The following is a 13,897-nucleotide window of genomic DNA, read 5'->3' as shown; positions in this document are numbered from 1 at the left end:
AAACTACGTGTGGAAATCCTGGGCTTGTCGGGCATTCAGCCTCCGATCGCCCATGTCACCCTAATTCTTCTGTCTCAGTCCAGGGGTGCAGTCCACCCTAAACCTCCGCCTCGCCCTTCAGCACCGGGATGCAGCCGCCGCCGACGGTGGCGCGGATGCCGTCCGCGGCGCGGCGGGCGGCGACGAGCAGCAGGCTCGGGCGGCCCATCTCCACGCCTTGGACGATCTCGGCCTGGCCCGCCTCGGCGCCGGACAGCGACAGCAAGAGGGCGCCCAGCGTGGCGTTGGCGCTGCCGGTCGCCGGGTCCTCATAGGTGCCGGACAGGGGCGCGAACATCCGGGCGCGGATGCGGGCCCCGCCCGGCGCCGCGATGTCCGGCGCGGCCGGGTCGCGGGCGTAGAGATGCAGCGACAGGCGCCGGCCCACCGCCAGGTTCTGTTCCTGGGTACGGCGGAAGGCGGCGATGTCCATGGTGGCGCGGGTCAGCGCCTCGCCCGTCACCTCGGCCAGCACGAAGGGGATGCCGACCGAGGCCAGCACCGGCTGGTGCGCCTTGGTGATGATGTCGGACGGGGCCAGGCCGGCGCAGGCGGCGATCGCCTCGGCCGGCAGCTCCATCAGCGTCGACAGCGGCTGCGGCGCTGCGATCACGGCGCCGGTCACGGCCCCGGCCGCGTCGCGCTCGACCCGCACCTCGACCAGGCCCGACAGCTCCTCGAACAGCAGCACGCCGTCGCGGTCCAGCCCGTGCCGGGCCAGGACGCAGCCGGTGCCGACATTGGGATGGCCGGCGAAGGGCATCTCGTAGGTCCGGTTGAAGATCCGCACCCGCGCCGAATGCGCCGGGTCCTCCGGCGGCAGCACGAAGGTCGTCTCGCTCAGGTTGAACTCGGCGGCCAGCGACTGCATCTCGCCGTCCGACAGGCCGCGCGCATCCGGGAACACCGCGAGCTGGTTGCCGCCGAAGCGGCGGTCGGTGAACACGTCCACGGTCTCGAAGGCGAAGCGGCGCATCACGGCCTCCTGTCGGGTCGAAATCGCACCGAGTCTTGACAGGAGTTTGGCCATTGGCAAAGTGCCGAAATGTATCCAGCCAATCTCTTTCGCGCCCTGGCCAATGAGCGCCGCCTGCAGATCCTGGAGTGGCTGAAGGATCCGCGTGCGCATTTCCCGCAGCAGGCCGATGGCGACCTGGTCGAGGACGGGGTGTGCGGCGTGTTCATCGCCGACAAGCTCGGCATCAGCCAGCCGACGCTGAGCGAGCACATGCGCGTCCTGGTCCAGTCCGGCCTGGTGGTGCCGAAGCGGATCAAGCAATGGACCTTCTACAAGCGCGACGAGGAGAAAATCCGCGCTGCCCGCGCGATGGTCGAGGGCCTCTGAGGCTTTCCGCCGGACGTTCCCGTGCCTATGTTCCAGGCGATCGACAGGAAGACCGACCGATGTTCCAGACCGCACGCCCCGATCCCGCTTTGCCGAAGGCCGAGGCCTATCGCGACCTGCTCTCCCAGGCGGAGGGGCTGTTCCATGGCGAGACCGATGCCATCGCCAACGCCGCCAACCTCTCGGCCCTGATCTATCACGGCCTGCCGGACCTGAACTGGGCCGGCTTCTACCTGCTGCGCGAGGGCGGTGAGCTGGTGCTCGGGCCGTTCCAGGGCAAGCCGGCCTGCATCCGCATTCCGCTCGGCCGCGGCGTCTGCGGCACGGCGGCGGAGCGGCGCGAGTCGGTGCTGGTGCCGGATGTGCATGCCTTTCCCGGCCACATCGCCTGCGACGCCGCCTCGCGGTCCGAGCTGGTGGTGCCGCTGCTGCGGGAGGGGAAGGTGCTGGGCGTCCTCGACCTCGACAGCCCGCTGCCCGGCCGCTTCGACGCCGAGGACCAGGCCGGCATCGAGGCGCTGGCCGCGCTGTGGGCGGCGGCGAGCGCCGCCTGACGTCTCAGCTCTTGTCGTAGCGGATCTCGATGACCTCGGCGGTCTCGACCCCGCCCGGGGCGCGGACCTCGACCACGTCGCCCTCCTGCGCCCGCATCAGGGCGCGGGCGAGGGGAGAGATCCAGCTGATCTCGCCCTCTTCCGGCCGGGTCTCGTCGATGCCGACGATGCGCACGGTGCGCTCGCGGTCCTGGCCGTCCACATAGGTCACGGTGGCGCCGAAATAGACCCGGTCGCGGTTGGTCTGGCGCGCGGGGTCGACCACCTCGGCGATCTCCAGTCGCTTGGTCAGGAACCGCACCCGGCGGTCGATCTCGCGCAGCCGCTTCTTGCCGTAGATGTAGTCGCCGTTCTCCGACCGGTCGCCGTTGCCGGCGGCCCAGGACACCACCTCGACCACCTTCGGCCGCTCGACCCGCCACAGCTGCTTCAGCTCGTCCTGCAGCCGCTGGAAGCCCTCGGGCGTGATGTAGTTCTTCGATCCCGCTGGCAAAGGCGCCGGCGCATCGTCCAGCTCCTCCTCGCTGTCGGTCTCTTTGGTGAAAGCCTTGCTCATCAGGGCAGTCTACGCCGATCGGGCCACCGCTTTCAAAACGCGCGTCACACCGCGATGTCCCGGCGGCAGAAGCCCTCGGGCCAGTCGATGCGGTCGACCGCCTGGTAGGCCCGCGACCGGGCCTCGGCGATGTCGGCGCCCAGCGCCGTTACCGCCAGCACCCGGCCGCCCTGGGCCGTGACCGTGCCGTCGGCCTCCGCCTTGGTGCCGGCGTGGAACACGATGGTGCCGGGCACCTGCCCCGCCTGGTCCAGCGCCCGGATCGGGCTGCCCTTCTTGTAGCTGCCGGGGTAGCCGTTCGCCGCCATCACCACCGTCACTGCCGCCTCCGGCCGCCAGCGCAGGGTCAGGTGGCGCAGCTCGCCGTCGGCCGCCGCGATCAGGGCGGTCAGCAGGTCGGAGTTCAGCCGTGGCAGCAGCGTCTCGCATTCCGGGTCGCCGAAGCGGACATTGTGCTCGATCAGCTGCGGCCCGCGCTCGGTCAGCATCAGCCCGGCGAACAGGATGCCGCGGAACGGCGTGCCCTCCGCCTCCATGGCGCGCAGCGTCGGCTGCACGATCTCGGCCATGATCCGGGCCTCCAGCTCCGGCGTTGCCAGCGGGTGCGGCGACACCGCGCCCATGCCGCCGGTGTTCGGGCCCTGGTCGTGGTCGAAGGCGCGCTTGTGGTCGCGGGCGGTGGCCAGCGGCAGCGCGGTCTCGCCGTCGCACAGGGCGAAGAAACTCAGCTCCGGCCCGACCAGGCATTCCTCGACCACGATCGAGGCGCCGGCGGCGCCGAAGCCGCCCTCGGTCAGCATCGCATCGACCGCGGCCTGGGCCTCTTCGACACTCTGCGCCACCACCACGCCCTTGCCGGCGGCCAGCCCGTCGGCCTTGACCACGATCGGCGCGCCCTCGATGGCGACGTAGGCCTTGGCCTCGGTCGCGTCGGTGAAGCGGCGGTAGCGCGCGGTCGGGATGTCGTATTTGGCGCAGAGGTCCTTGGTGAAGCCCTTCGACCCCTCCAGCGCCGCGGCCGCTGCCGTCGGCCCGAACGCCTTGATCCCGGCCCCGGTCAGCCGGTCCACCAGCCCCGCCACCAGCGGCGCCTCGGGCCCGACCACGACGAAGTCGATCGTATTCTCCTGCGCGAACCGGACCAGCCCGTCGACATCCTCGGCCGCCACCGGCGCGCAGGTCGCCTCCTTGGCGATGCCGGCATTGCCGGGCGCGCAGAACAGCGTGGTGCACAGGGGGGAGGCGGCGATCGCCCAGGCCAGGGCATGTTCGCGGCCGCCGCCGCCGACCAGAAGGATGCGCATCGAACTCGTCTCTTCTCCATTGCCCGGCCGGGAAGCGATCGGCGGGAACGAGGACAATCCCCAACCTGTCATGCCCGGGCTCGACCCGGGCATCCAGAGAGCGTCGACACCCTCTGGATTGCCGGGTCAAGCCCGGCAATGACAGGAAAGGAAAAGCTCATTTCCTGTTCGACCGATTGCCCAACCGAGCGGGCCTCTTGTGTCGTGCGGAGCGGTTTAGCATGGTGGCCGCAGCATGACCGAGCAAAACGACACCCCCCCGGCCCCCGCCGGCCGCCCCGGCTCCAACCTGCCGGAATTCACCATCGCCGAGCTGACCGGCGCGCTGAAGCGCACGATCGAGGGCGAGTTCGGCATGGTCCGCGTGCGCGCCGAGATCGGCAAGGTCACGGTGCCGCGCTCCGGCCATGTCTACCTGACGCTCAAGGACGACAGCTGCACCCTCGAATCGGTGATCTGGAAGGGCCAGCTGCCGCGCCTGATGGTGCGGCCGGAGCAGGGGATGGAGGTCATCTGCACCGGCCGGCTGACCATCTACGGCTCGCGCTCGCAGTACCAGATGGTGATCGAGCAGATGGAGCTGGCGGGCGAGGGCGCCATCCTCAAGATGCTGGAGGAGCGCCGCCGCCGCCTCGCCGCCGAAGGGCTGTTCGAGGCCGCGCGCAAGCGGGCGCTGCCGTTCCTGCCGCGGGTGATCGGCGTCGTCACCTCGCCGACCGGCGCGGTGATCCGCGACATCCTGCACCGCCTGTCCGACCGCTTCCCGCGCCATGTCCTGGTCTGGCCGGTGGCGGTGCAGGGCGAAAGCGCGGCGGGCCAGGTGGCGGCGGCGATCGAGGGCTTCAACGCCCTGCCGCCGGGCGGGCCGGTGCCGCGGCCCGACCTGCTGATCGTCGCCCGCGGCGGCGGCAGCCTGGAAGACCTGATGCCGTTCAACGAGGAGATCGTGGTGCGCGCGGCCGCGGCCAGCGCCATCCCGCTGATCTCCGCCGTCGGCCACGAGACCGACACCACCCTGATCGACTTCGCCTCCGACCGCCGCGCCCCGACCCCGACCGCGGCGGCGGAGATGGCGGTGCCGGTGCGGGCCGAGCTGCTGGGCCGGGTGCTGGACTGCGCCCGCCGCCTCGAAGCCGGCACCGCCCGGCTGTTCGGCGAGAACCGTACCCGGCTCGACGCGCTGCGCCGCGGCCTGGGCGACCCGGCGCGGCTGATCGAGACGGCGATGCAGCGGCTGGACGACCGCGGCGAGCGGCTGGACCGGGCCGCGCTCGGCCGGGTCGAGCGGTGCCGCGGCTGGCTGGCGGAGCTCGGCGCCCGGCTGCCGCATCCGCGCCGCCAAGTGGCGGAGACGGCACGGCATCTGGCCCAGCTCGACGACCGGCTGACCGCCTGCGGCACCCGCCTGACCCACCGTCCGGCCGAGCGCTTCCACACCCTGTCCGGCCGCTTCCGGCCGGAGCCGGTGCAGCGTGCCTTGGCCGACCGCACCGCGCGCCTGGCCGCCGCCGGCCGGCTGCTGGAGAGCTATTCCTATAAAGGCGTGCTGCGCCGCGGCTACGCCCTGGTGCAGGACCCGGCGACCGGCCATGCCTTGGGATCGATCCAGGAAGCGACGCCCGGCCGGGCGGTGACCATTCACTTCCATGACGGCGAGGCCCCGGCGGTGATCGGCGGCAGCCGCCCGCACCGGCCCGCCCGCGCGCCGGACCCGAAGCCGGAGCAGGGATCGCTGCTGTAGGGGCTACGCCGGCTCCGCCAGCGCCCAGCGGCGCGGCGGGTCGAGCCAGCGCACCAGCCGCAGCCCAGCGGCGGTTAGCGCCTCCGTCATCTGCGCATCGTCGATCAACTCGCAGGTGTAGCTCTGCGTCCACGCCGCGTCGGCTGCTTCCGACCGCAGGACGATATGGGACAGGGGCCCCTCATGCCGCACCGATTCGATGACATGGCGGATGCCGGCTTCCTCTCCGGCCGGCCCTGGCTGCAGCGTCGCGAAGGTGGCGGGATTGCGCCGCTCGATCAGCACCGCGCCGCCGGGCCGGACATGGCGCCGGCAGGCGGCGAGCAAGGCGGCGCGGGTCTGCGCCTCGGGGAAGTTGATCAGCGTGCTGGCCAGCAGCACCGCGTCGAAGCTGCGGCCGAGGTCGAGATCCTCGATATCGGCCAGCACCGTCTCCGCGCCCCGGACATGGGCCAGCATCTCGGCTGAGTTGTCGACGGCAGTCACGGCGTAGCCGCGGCTGACCAGCGCGTGGGTGACGCGGCCCGGCCCCGAGCCCAGCTCCAGGATCGCGCCGCCGGCCGGGACCACGGCGGCGACGATCTCCGCCTCGCCGTCGGCCGGCAGGCGCCGGTACAGCTCGACGGCGCAGCCGTCCTGGGTGCGTGCGCCCGGCCCGGTGCCGGTGAAGCGGATCCGGGATCCCATCGAAGGCCTCCTCTGTCGGAACACTCTGGCGGAGATGGCGATGACGAGGCATCCCTTGAAGCCGCCTGCCTTGCCCCCGATGCCGTAACCAAGGACCGAGGATGTTCGAGGAAGACCTGGCCCGCTGGGACCTGGTGCCGGACGGCGAGCCGATCGTCACCCATGGCAGCCGGCTGCTGGCGGTGCGCTGCGGCGACCTGCCGGCCATGATCAAGCAGCCGGTCAACGCGGATGAGAAGCTGGGCTGCCTGCTGATGCAGTACTGGACCGGGGAGGGGGCCGCGATGGTGCTGGCCCAGCACGGCGATACGCTGCTGCTGGAGCGCGCCACCGGCCTTGCCTCGCTCACGGCCCTGTCGCTGCAGGGGCAGGACGACGAGGCCTGCCGCATCCTCTGCGACGCCGCGGCCCGGCTGCACGCGCCGCGCGGCCGGCCCTTGCCGGACGGGCTGCTGCCGCTGGAGACATGGTTCGAGCCGTTGACCCTGGGCGGCGACCGCCATGGCGGCGTCGTGGCCCGCGCCGCCGCCGTCGCCCGCGAGCTGCTGGCGGAACGGCGGGACATCGTCACCCTGCATGGCGACCTGCACCACGACAACGTGCTGGATTTCGGCCCGCGCGGCTGGCTGGCGATCGATCCCCGCCATCTGGTCGGCGACCGCGGCTGTGATTTCGGCAGCATCTTCACCAACCCCGACATGGGCTTCCCCGGCGCGCCGGCCCTGGCCGGACCGGATAAGGCCGTGGCGACGCAGCCCGGCCGCCTGGCCCGGCGGGCGACGGTGGTGGCCGAGGCGGCGGGGATGGATCGCGCCCGGCTGCTGCGCTGGGTGCTGGCCGCCGCGAGCCTGTCCGCCGTCTGGAGCCTCGACGACGGCGACCACCCGGCGATCGACCTGGCTGTGGCGGGGATGGCTCTGGCGGAGCTGGGCGAGGGCTGACAGCAGCCTCTGCCGCATTTTTTGCCGGCCGTGTCGGCGCCGGGCATACTTCTTCGTCCTCGGGAGGAAGAAGGAAACACCCGGATGCTGTATGCCGTCCTCTGCTACCACAACGAAGCCGTGACCGAGGCCTGGAGCAAGGCCGAAGACGACGCCGTCATGGCCCGGCTGGCCGCGGTGCAGGAGCCGCTGGCCCGGCAGGGCAAGATCGGGCCCGTTGCCCGGCTGCTGCCGACCACCGCCGCCACCACCCTGCGCCAGGGCGCGGGCGAGCCGCTGGTGATCGACGGCCCCTTCGCCGAGACCAAGGAGCAGCTTCTCGGGTTCTACACCTTCGACTGCGCCTCGCTGGACGAGGTGCTGGACATCGTGCGCGACCTCGCGAACGCCAATCCCGGGGGATCCTATGAGATCCGCCCGATCCGCATCTTCAAGCCGGGAACCGCTGGATCATGACCGACCTCGCCTGGATCGACACGGCCTTCGCCTCTGCCCGCCCCCAGGCGCTCGGCGCGCTGCTGCGCTATTTCCGGGACCTGGACACGGCGGAAGAGGCGTTTCAGGAGGCCTGTCTCCGGGCGCTGAAGACCTGGCCGCAGAAGGGGCCGCCGCGCGACCCGGCCGCCTGGCTGATCTTTGTCGGCCGCAACGCCGCGCTCGACGGTGCGCGCCGCGGCCGGAAGCAGGAGCCGCTGCCGCCGGACGAGCTGCTGTCCGACCTCGGGGACGCCGAGGCCGATCTGGCCGAGCGGCTGGACGGCGCCGAGTACCGCGACGACATCCTGCGGCTGCTGTTCATCTGCTGCCATCCCGACCTGCCGGCGACGCAGCAGATCGCGCTGGCGCTGCGCATCGTCTCCGGCCTTTCGGTCCGGCAGATCGCCCGCGCCTTCCTGGTCGGCGAGAGCGCGATGGAACAGCGCATCACCCGGGCCAAGGCCAAGGTCGCCAACGCCGGCGTGCCGTTCGAGACTCCGGGCGCGCCGGAGCGGGCGCAGCGCCTGGCCATGGTCGCCGCCATGATCTACCTGGTGTTCAACGAGGGCTATTCCGCCGCCAAGAGCGAGGAGGCGCCGCTGCGCGCACCGCTGTGTGAGGAGGCGATCCGCCTGGCCCGGCTGCTGCTGCGACTGTTCCCGGCCGAGCCCGAGATCATAGGCCTCACCGCGCTGCTCCTGCTGCAGCACTCTCGGGCCCCGGCGCGCTTCGATGCCGAAGGCAGCATCGTGCTGCTGGAGGACCAGGACCGGACCCTCTGGAACCGGGCCATGATCGCCGAAGGGCTGGCGCTGATCGACAAGGCGATCCGCCATCGCAGCCCTGGCCCCTACCAGGTCCAGGCGGCGATCGCGGCGCTGCACGCCCGGGCGGCGCGGGCGCAGGACACCGACTGGGCCCAGATCGACATGCTTTACGCCACGCTGGAGCGGCTGCAGCCCTCGCCGGTGGTGACGTTGAACCGCGCCGTCGCCGTCGCCAAGCTGCACGGCGCCCAGGCGGCGCTGGAGCTGATCGAACCGCTGGCGCCGCGCCTGTCCGGCTATTTCTACTTCTTCGGGGTGCGGGGCGCGCTGCTGCAGCAGCTCGGCCGGTTCGGCGAGGCGCGCACCGCCTTCAACCAGGCCATCGCGCTCGCCAACACCGCGGCCGAGGCCGCCCATATCCGGATGCATCTCGACCGGCTGCAGCAGGACGGAACCGCAGAGGTCGGCTGAGGCCGGAAAAAATTTCGCGACCGCTGTCGGCGCCGCTCCGGCCCGGCCGTCCTTGAGGCAGGCCCGCGGCATCCGCCGCGGCGCGGATGAGCAACCAGGAGGAAGACATGACGACAGACAACGCAGCGCCCCCGGTCCTCGGCGGCCTGGTCGCCTATGTCAATGTCGAGGGGGCGTCGAAGGCCGCCGAGTTCTACGAGAAGGCCTTCGGCGCGAAGACGGTCTATTCGGTGCCGCCTGACGAGCAGGGCCGGACCATGCATGTCCATGCCCACGTCAACGGCAGCTCGCTGATGATCTCCGATTTCTATCCGGAGCATGGCTTCGGGTTCGAGCCGCCGCAGGCCTTCACTTTGCAGCTCATTCTCAAGGCCGACGAGATCGACGCCTGGTGGAAGCGGGCGGTGGATGCCGGCTGCACGGTCGAGGTGCCGCTGGACGTGATGTTCTGGGGCGACCGGTGGGGCCGGCTGAAGGACCCGTTCGGCATCGCCTGGGCGATGAACGCGCCGGTCAAGTCATAAGATCGTTCCGCCGGCTTTTCGTTTCGGGGCTGGGTCTGTCGGATCGGCAGGCCCTGCTTCGTCCTCGGGACAGGCATCCGGATGGTCCGGATGCGCATGGAGGAAGAGATGACCAGCCAGCATGACGGCGAAGCCGAGATCCGCACTCTGATCGAGGAGCGCTCGGCGGCGCTGCGCCGCAAGGACGCCAAGGGCGTCGTCGCCTGCCAGGCCGCCGACTACGTCCTCTACTCCCTGGCGCCGCCGCTGCGGACCGAGGAGGCGGGGACCGAGGGGCTGGAGGCCTGGTTCGCCACCTGGCGTGGCCCGATCGGCTACGAGATCCACGATCTCGGCATCGCCGCCGGCGGCGACGTCGCCTTCTGCCACGGATTCGCCCGGATGACCGGCACCAAGACCGACGGCGAGAGCGTCGAGCTGTGGTTCCGCGTCACCCTCGGCCTCCGCCGCGCCGCCGACGGCTGGACCATCGTGCACGAGCACGAATCCGTGCCCTTCTACATGGACGGAAGCCTGCGGGCGGCGGTGGACCTGAAGCCCTGAGGTGCCGGGGTCAGGTGGTCCGGCTCAGCGCGGTGCCAGCAGCCGGAACCCCAGACGCGATGGAGGAAGAGATGACCAACCAGCATGACAGCAAGGCCGAGATCCGCGCCCTGATCGAGGAGCGCGCGGCGGCGCTGCGCCGCAAGGATGCCAAGGGCTTCGTCGCCTGCCAGTCGGCCGACTATGCCCTGTACTCCCTGTACACCATGGGGTCGCCGCTGGCAGCCGACCAGGCGGGCATCGAGGATGTGGAGGGCTGGTTCACGAGCTGGCGGGGGCCGATCGGCTACGAGATCCGCGACCTCGACATCGCGGCCGGCGGCGATGTCGCCTTCTGCCACGGCTTCGCCCGGATGAGCGGCACCAAGACCGACGGCGAGACGGTCGACCTCTGGTTCCGCCTCACCCTCGGCCTGCGCCGGACCGCCGAGGGCTGGGTGATCGTGCACGAGCACGAATCGGTGCCCTTCTACATGGACGGCAGCGGGCGGGCGGCGGTGGACCTGAAGCCCTGAGGGTCAGGCGGTCCGGTTGAGCGCGGGCGCCAGCAGCTGGACTCCGACCCAGCCCCAATAGACGCGGTGATGGGCGATCAGCCCGCGCTCGATGTCCATCACCTCGACCAGGTCGACCTGGTCGCCCTCTGGCGTCTCGCGCGGGTATTCCCAGACCAGCTGCCGGCCGTTGGCGTAGAAGGTGCCGGTGCGGTACCAGCGGCTGAGCTCGCCTTGCAGCGTGCGCAGCCCGGCCGCGAAGAAGGACCGGATCGGCTCCCGCCCCCGCAGCACGCCTTCCCTGAGCTCCGGCAGGGTCGCCAGGATCAGCGGCGTCTCCAGCACCGCATCCTCGGCATAGAGCGCCACCAGGCCGTCGAGATCGCGGCCGCGGACGGTCTCGTGCCATTGCTCGTAGATCCGGCGGATATCGGCATCGGTGTTCATCGGGACCTCCATCGCTGGCGGAAGCCTAGGCCGATGTCGCCTCGACGGGGTGCGAGAACGCTTCGATAGTGGACGAAGTATGGCTGTGATGCCGCGGGCCGTCAGGTCAGCCCTTGGCCTGCACCGTCTCGGCATCGGCCCGGACGGCGCCGATCAGTGCGTCGAGCAGCCCGGGAAAACGGGCATCGAGATCGTCGCGGCGCAGCGACAGCAGGTTCTCGCGGCCGGAGGGGCGCTGCCAGATCACGCCGCTGTCGCGCAGCACCCGCCAGTGATGGGTGAGGGTGGATTTCGACACGTTCTTCAGCACGGTACCGCAGGCATGCTCGCCGCCCTGCGACAGGACGCGGATCACGGTCAGCCGCATCGGATGGCCCAAAGCGGCCAGGACATTCTCCAGCCGGATCTGATGCCGGTCAGGGTGCTGCGGCGTGATCATCTCCGATAGATAGGCAATGATACGCGTACAGTCAAACCATTAGCCCTTGCGGACGGGTTCGCGGAGATCACCTCGCGCCGATAGTACGCAGATTCTAGTACTGTTCAATAGTACGATAAAACGCGTACAGTCGGACGAATCGAACCCGACGGAAGGAGCTTCCATGTCCGCATCCATGTCCGTGGCCGGGCACCGCTCGCTCGGCTGGAGCCTGGCGCTGCTGGCCTTCGCCCAGCTGATCTTCGCGCTCGACCTCAACATCGTCTTCGTGGCCCTGCCGGAGATCGGCGCCGGCCTCGGTTTCTCCGAACAATCGCTGCAATGGGTGGTCAGCGCCTATACCGTGTTCTGCGGCGGCTTCCTGCTGTTCGGCGGCCGCGCCGCCGACCTCTTGGGCCAGCGCCGGATGTTCGTGCTCGGTCTCGTCCTCTACGCCGCCTCGTCGCTGGTCGGCGGGCTGGCCTGGAGCCCGGGCGTGATCATCGTCGCCCGTGCCGTGCAGGGCATCGGCGGCGCGATCCTGTTCCCGGCCACGTTGTCGCTGGTCAACCGGCTGTTCGAGGAAGGGCCGCGGCGCAACCGGGCGCTGGCGGTCTGGGGCGGCGCCGGCGCCAGCGGGCTGACCCTGGGCTCGCTGCTCGGCGGCGTGCTGACCAACGATTTCGGCTGGCCGGCGGTGTTCTTCGTCAACGTCCCGCTGGCCGGCATCGTCGCCCTCGCCGCACTGGCGGTGATCCCGCGCGACCCGCCGCGGCCTGCGCGCCGCAGCTTCGACCTGCCGGGCGCCCTCACCGCCACCGCCGGCGTCACCCTGCTGGTCTACGTCCTGGTGCAGGGGCCGGAGGCGGGCTGGGGCACGACCCCGATCGTCGCCGCCGCCGTGCTCTCCGCCATCCTGCTGGCCGCCTTCGTGCTGATCGAGACCCGCAGCGCCGACCCGCTGATGCCGATGCGGCTGTTCCGCAACCGCAGCCTGGTCGCGGGCATGTCGATCACCTTCATCTACATGGGCAGCTTCGGCGCGCTGCCCTATTTCCTGACGGTGCTGTTCCAGACCGTGATGGGCTTCAGCGCGCTCGAGACCGGCCTGGCCTTCATCGTGCCGTCGCTCGCCATCGCCGCAGGCACCCAATTCGGCGAAAGGCTGGCGACGAAACTGACCACGCGCAGCACCCTCCTGCTCGGCGCGGCGATCGGCGTGGCCGGCACCGTCGCGATCGGCCTCGCGACCACGGCCGGCTATGCCGCGCTGGTGCCGGGGCTGGTGGTCTCCGGCATCGGCCAGGGTATCGTCTGGACGGGCATGTGGATCGCCTCGGCCTCCGGCGTCGCGGCGGAGGAGCAGGGCGTCGCCTCCGGCATGGCCTCGACCACGCTGAACATCGGCAACGCCATCGGCCTGGCCGTCCTGATCGCCATCGCCAATGCCGGGATCGCCGGGCAGCAGGGCGAGGCGCTGCGCCTGGCCATCGCCGACGGCACCCGCCTCGCCTTCATCCTCGCCGTGCTGGGCATCGTCCTCGGCGGGCTGGCGGCGCTGGCCCTGCCGCGCCGGGCCCGCGGTGCGGCGATGCAGGCGGCCGAGTAGCCGGCAGCCCTATTCCTTCACCGTGGCGATGGTGCCGTTGCCGACCAGCCAGCGCTTGCCGTCCCCGGTCAGCACGATCAGCGGCAGGTCCTGGCGCAGGCTCAGGAAGACATGGACCTCGGTCGGGATCGCCGAGACCGGCTCGGCCACCATGAAGGCGACGGCCGGGTGGCCCTCGGCGGTCTTCTCGCCGGCCAGGCAGGAGGGCGGCGGCAGCCGGCCGCCGGACAGGATGCGGCCGCCATCCGGGCTGACCAGGAAGCGGTAGTGGCCGCCGACCATGAACACGCCGGGCTCGGTGGCCGTGGCCAGGGCGTAGACCCGCCAGTTCGAGGTGCCGGGGTCGCGGAAGACGACCGGCCGGTAGGTCTTGGAGCAGGGCTGGTCCAGCCGTCCCAGCGCCAGCTGCGCCGCCGCGAACTGGGCGGCCTGGTCCGGCGTCAGCGGCGCGCCGTCGCGGCGGGCCAGGGCGGGGGTGCCGCCACCGGCGTCGACGATGACGTCGTAGGCCGCTTCCGGCCCCTGGCTGCCGCGGCGCACGAAGCGCACCAGGATGCCGTTCGCCGCCGGCTCGGTCACCCAGCCGACGATGCCGCCGGCCTGCGGGTCGATGCCGCCCTTGCGCAGCGTCGCGCTGGCCAGGGCTGCGGCGCCGTCGATCGCATAGATCTGCCGGCCCAGCGTCACGGCCCGGCGAAATTCCGGCCCGGTCTGCGGCACCACCTGGGCCGGTGCCGCCGATGCTGCGGGCGGGGCGGCCTGGCCCGGCGTCGGCTGCTGGGCCGCGGCCTCCCCGGCCGCCAGGGCGGCCGCCGCCAGAAGCAGGGCGGCCCGGCCGAGGCGGCGGCGAGGCGCGATGGGTTGCTGACGCATGCTGTCTCCGCTGTGGTCGGCGGCCACCATGCCGCGCCGTGCCGGCCGGGCCAACCCCTCGCCTGCAGCGACGGGGGACATCGTTCCCTGCCGGCGAAGCGGATCGC

General features: G+C 71.4%; 17 protein-coding genes. 10 read left to right on the top strand and 7 right to left on the bottom strand.

All coding sequences use genetic code 11. The features are described from left to right. Positions 1-97: 97 nt before the first annotated feature. On the bottom strand, positions 98-1,015 hold the full coding sequence (locus ACFW16_RS17755; RefSeq protein ID WP_380307329.1) for a PhzF family phenazine biosynthesis protein: 918 nt from the start codon (positions 1,013-1,015) through the stop codon (positions 98-100). Between the two features lie 69 nt (positions 1,016-1,084). Between ACFW16_RS17755 and ACFW16_RS17750 the strand changes: the two genes are divergently transcribed. Further along, positions 1,085-1,384: an ArsR/SmtB family transcription factor gene (locus ACFW16_RS17750; protein WP_380307327.1), complete on the top strand. Its 300-nt coding sequence runs from the start codon at positions 1,085-1,087 to the stop codon at positions 1,382-1,384. A gap of 59 nt (positions 1,385-1,443) precedes the next feature. Continuing rightward, positions 1,444-1,938, top strand: coding sequence for a GAF domain-containing protein (locus ACFW16_RS17745; RefSeq protein ID WP_380307325.1), 495 nt, complete (start codon positions 1,444-1,446; stop codon positions 1,936-1,938). A 4-nt stretch (positions 1,939-1,942) separates the two neighbouring features. Here the strand turns inward: ACFW16_RS17745 and greB are convergent, their stop codons facing one another. After that, the gene (gene greB, locus ACFW16_RS17740) at positions 1,943-2,494 is read right to left on the bottom strand and encodes a transcription elongation factor GreB (protein WP_380307323.1); all 552 of its coding nucleotides are present in this window, start codon (positions 2,492-2,494) and stop codon (positions 1,943-1,945) included. Positions 2,495-2,538: 44 nt separating this feature from the next. Continuing rightward, on the bottom strand, positions 2,539-3,798 hold the full coding sequence (gene purD / locus ACFW16_RS17735; protein WP_380307321.1) for a phosphoribosylamine--glycine ligase: 1,260 nt from the start codon (positions 3,796-3,798) through the stop codon (positions 2,539-2,541). A gap of 235 nt (positions 3,799-4,033) precedes the next feature. On the opposite strand from purD, the gene xseA reads away from it, so the two are divergent. Next, the gene (gene xseA, locus ACFW16_RS17730; RefSeq protein ID WP_380307319.1) at positions 4,034-5,539 is read left to right on the top strand and encodes an exodeoxyribonuclease VII large subunit; all 1,506 of its coding nucleotides are present in this window, start codon (positions 4,034-4,036) and stop codon (positions 5,537-5,539) included. 3 nt (positions 5,540-5,542) lie between these two features. On the opposite strand, the gene ACFW16_RS17725 is transcribed toward xseA, so the two are convergent. Continuing rightward, positions 5,543-6,226, bottom strand: a complete 684-nt coding sequence (locus ACFW16_RS17725; protein ID WP_380307317.1) for a class I SAM-dependent methyltransferase — start codon at positions 6,224-6,226, stop codon at positions 5,543-5,545. 101 nt (positions 6,227-6,327) lie between these two features. Between ACFW16_RS17725 and ACFW16_RS17720 the strand changes: the two genes are divergently transcribed. The 6 genes from ACFW16_RS17720 to ACFW16_RS17695 all read left to right on the top strand — a co-directional run bounded on the left by ACFW16_RS17720 (position 6,328) and on the right by ACFW16_RS17695 (position 10,464). Further along, positions 6,328-7,167 (top strand): aminoglycoside phosphotransferase family protein, encoded by an 840-nt coding sequence (locus tag ACFW16_RS17720; protein ID WP_380307315.1) that lies wholly within the window; start codon positions 6,328-6,330, stop codon positions 7,165-7,167. Between the two features lie 84 nt (positions 7,168-7,251). Beyond that, positions 7,252-7,623, top strand: a complete 372-nt coding sequence (locus tag ACFW16_RS17715) for a YciI family protein (protein ID WP_380307313.1) — start codon at positions 7,252-7,254, stop codon at positions 7,621-7,623. Further along, entirely contained in the window at positions 7,620-8,882 is a 1,263-nt protein-coding gene (locus ACFW16_RS17710) for an RNA polymerase sigma factor (protein WP_380307311.1), read from the top strand. Before ACFW16_RS17715 ends, ACFW16_RS17710 begins: the two co-directional genes overlap by 4 nt. Positions 8,883-8,989: 107 nt before the next feature. After that, positions 8,990-9,406 (top strand): VOC family protein, encoded by a 417-nt coding sequence (locus tag ACFW16_RS17705; RefSeq protein WP_380307309.1) that lies wholly within the window; start codon positions 8,990-8,992, stop codon positions 9,404-9,406. Between the two features lie 108 nt (positions 9,407-9,514). Beyond that, entirely contained in the window at positions 9,515-9,949 is a 435-nt protein-coding gene (locus ACFW16_RS17700) for a YybH family protein (RefSeq protein WP_380307307.1), read from the top strand. A gap of 71 nt (positions 9,950-10,020) precedes the next feature. After that, entirely contained in the window at positions 10,021-10,464 is a 444-nt protein-coding gene (locus ACFW16_RS17695) for a YybH family protein (RefSeq protein ID WP_380307305.1), read from the top strand. 3 nt (positions 10,465-10,467) lie between these two features. Here ACFW16_RS17695 and ACFW16_RS17690 read toward each other — a convergent pair whose 3' ends face one another. After that, positions 10,468-10,890 (bottom strand): nuclear transport factor 2 family protein, encoded by a 423-nt coding sequence (locus tag ACFW16_RS17690; protein ID WP_380307303.1) that lies wholly within the window; start codon positions 10,888-10,890, stop codon positions 10,468-10,470. 106 nt (positions 10,891-10,996) lie between these two features. After that, complete coding sequence (locus ACFW16_RS17685; RefSeq protein WP_380307301.1) at positions 10,997-11,329, bottom strand: ArsR/SmtB family transcription factor; 333 nt, start codon at positions 11,327-11,329, stop codon at positions 10,997-10,999. A 163-nt stretch (positions 11,330-11,492) separates the two neighbouring features. On the opposite strand from ACFW16_RS17685, the gene ACFW16_RS17680 reads away from it, so the two are divergent. Continuing rightward, on the top strand, positions 11,493-12,917 hold the full coding sequence (locus ACFW16_RS17680) for an MFS transporter (RefSeq protein WP_380307299.1): 1,425 nt from the start codon (positions 11,493-11,495) through the stop codon (positions 12,915-12,917). 9 nt (positions 12,918-12,926) lie between these two features. On the opposite strand, the gene ACFW16_RS17675 is transcribed toward ACFW16_RS17680, so the two are convergent. Continuing rightward, positions 12,927-13,790, bottom strand: a complete 864-nt coding sequence (locus ACFW16_RS17675) for a hypothetical protein (RefSeq protein ID WP_380307297.1) — start codon at positions 13,788-13,790, stop codon at positions 12,927-12,929. Positions 13,791-13,897 lie beyond the last annotated feature (107 nt).

It is taken from the genome of Inquilinus sp. NPDC058860, from assembly GCF_042743185.1.
Taxonomy (GTDB): Bacteria; Pseudomonadota; Alphaproteobacteria; order DSM-16000; family Inquilinaceae; genus Inquilinus.
The sequence above is the reverse complement of the archived record's forward strand: the minus strand, read 5'-3'. Positions and strand labels throughout refer to the sequence as shown.

Bases quoted from the DNA above. Each gene is read 5' to 3' on its own strand.
- ACFW16_RS17685 (WP_380307301.1), bottom strand. From the start codon at position 11,329: ATGATCACGCCGCAGCACCCTGACCGGCATCAGATCCGGCTGGAGAAT.
- ACFW16_RS17755 (WP_380307329.1), bottom strand. From the start codon at position 1,015: ATGCGCCGCTTCGCCTTCGAGACCGTGGACGTGTTCACCGACCGCCGC.
- ACFW16_RS17680 (WP_380307299.1), top strand. From the start codon at position 11,493: ATGTCCGCATCCATGTCCGTGGCCGGGCACCGCTCGCTCGGCTGGAGC.
- ACFW16_RS17745 (WP_380307325.1), top strand. From the start codon at position 1,444: ATGTTCCAGACCGCACGCCCCGATCCCGCTTTGCCGAAGGCCGAGGCC.
- ACFW16_RS17690 (WP_380307303.1), bottom strand. From the start codon at position 10,890: ATGAACACCGATGCCGATATCCGCCGGATCTACGAGCAATGGCACGAG.
- purD (WP_380307321.1), bottom strand. From the start codon at position 3,798: ATGCGCATCCTTCTGGTCGGCGGCGGCGGCCGCGAACATGCCCTGGCC.
- ACFW16_RS17725 (WP_380307317.1), bottom strand. From the start codon at position 6,226: ATGGGATCCCGGATCCGCTTCACCGGCACCGGGCCGGGCGCACGCACC.
- ACFW16_RS17705 (WP_380307309.1), top strand. From the start codon at position 8,990: ATGACGACAGACAACGCAGCGCCCCCGGTCCTCGGCGGCCTGGTCGCC.
- ACFW16_RS17675 (WP_380307297.1), bottom strand. From the start codon at position 13,790: ATGCGTCAGCAACCCATCGCGCCTCGCCGCCGCCTCGGCCGGGCCGCC.
- ACFW16_RS17720 (WP_380307315.1), top strand. From the start codon at position 6,328: ATGTTCGAGGAAGACCTGGCCCGCTGGGACCTGGTGCCGGACGGCGAG.
- ACFW16_RS17700 (WP_380307307.1), top strand. From the start codon at position 9,515: ATGACCAGCCAGCATGACGGCGAAGCCGAGATCCGCACTCTGATCGAG.
- xseA (WP_380307319.1), top strand. From the start codon at position 4,034: ATGACCGAGCAAAACGACACCCCCCCGGCCCCCGCCGGCCGCCCCGGC.
- ACFW16_RS17695 (WP_380307305.1), top strand. From the start codon at position 10,021: ATGACCAACCAGCATGACAGCAAGGCCGAGATCCGCGCCCTGATCGAG.
- ACFW16_RS17710 (WP_380307311.1), top strand. From the start codon at position 7,620: ATGACCGACCTCGCCTGGATCGACACGGCCTTCGCCTCTGCCCGCCCC.
- ACFW16_RS17715 (WP_380307313.1), top strand. From the start codon at position 7,252: ATGCTGTATGCCGTCCTCTGCTACCACAACGAAGCCGTGACCGAGGCC.
- greB (WP_380307323.1), bottom strand. From the start codon at position 2,494: ATGAGCAAGGCTTTCACCAAAGAGACCGACAGCGAGGAGGAGCTGGAC.
- ACFW16_RS17750 (WP_380307327.1), top strand. From the start codon at position 1,085: ATGTATCCAGCCAATCTCTTTCGCGCCCTGGCCAATGAGCGCCGCCTG.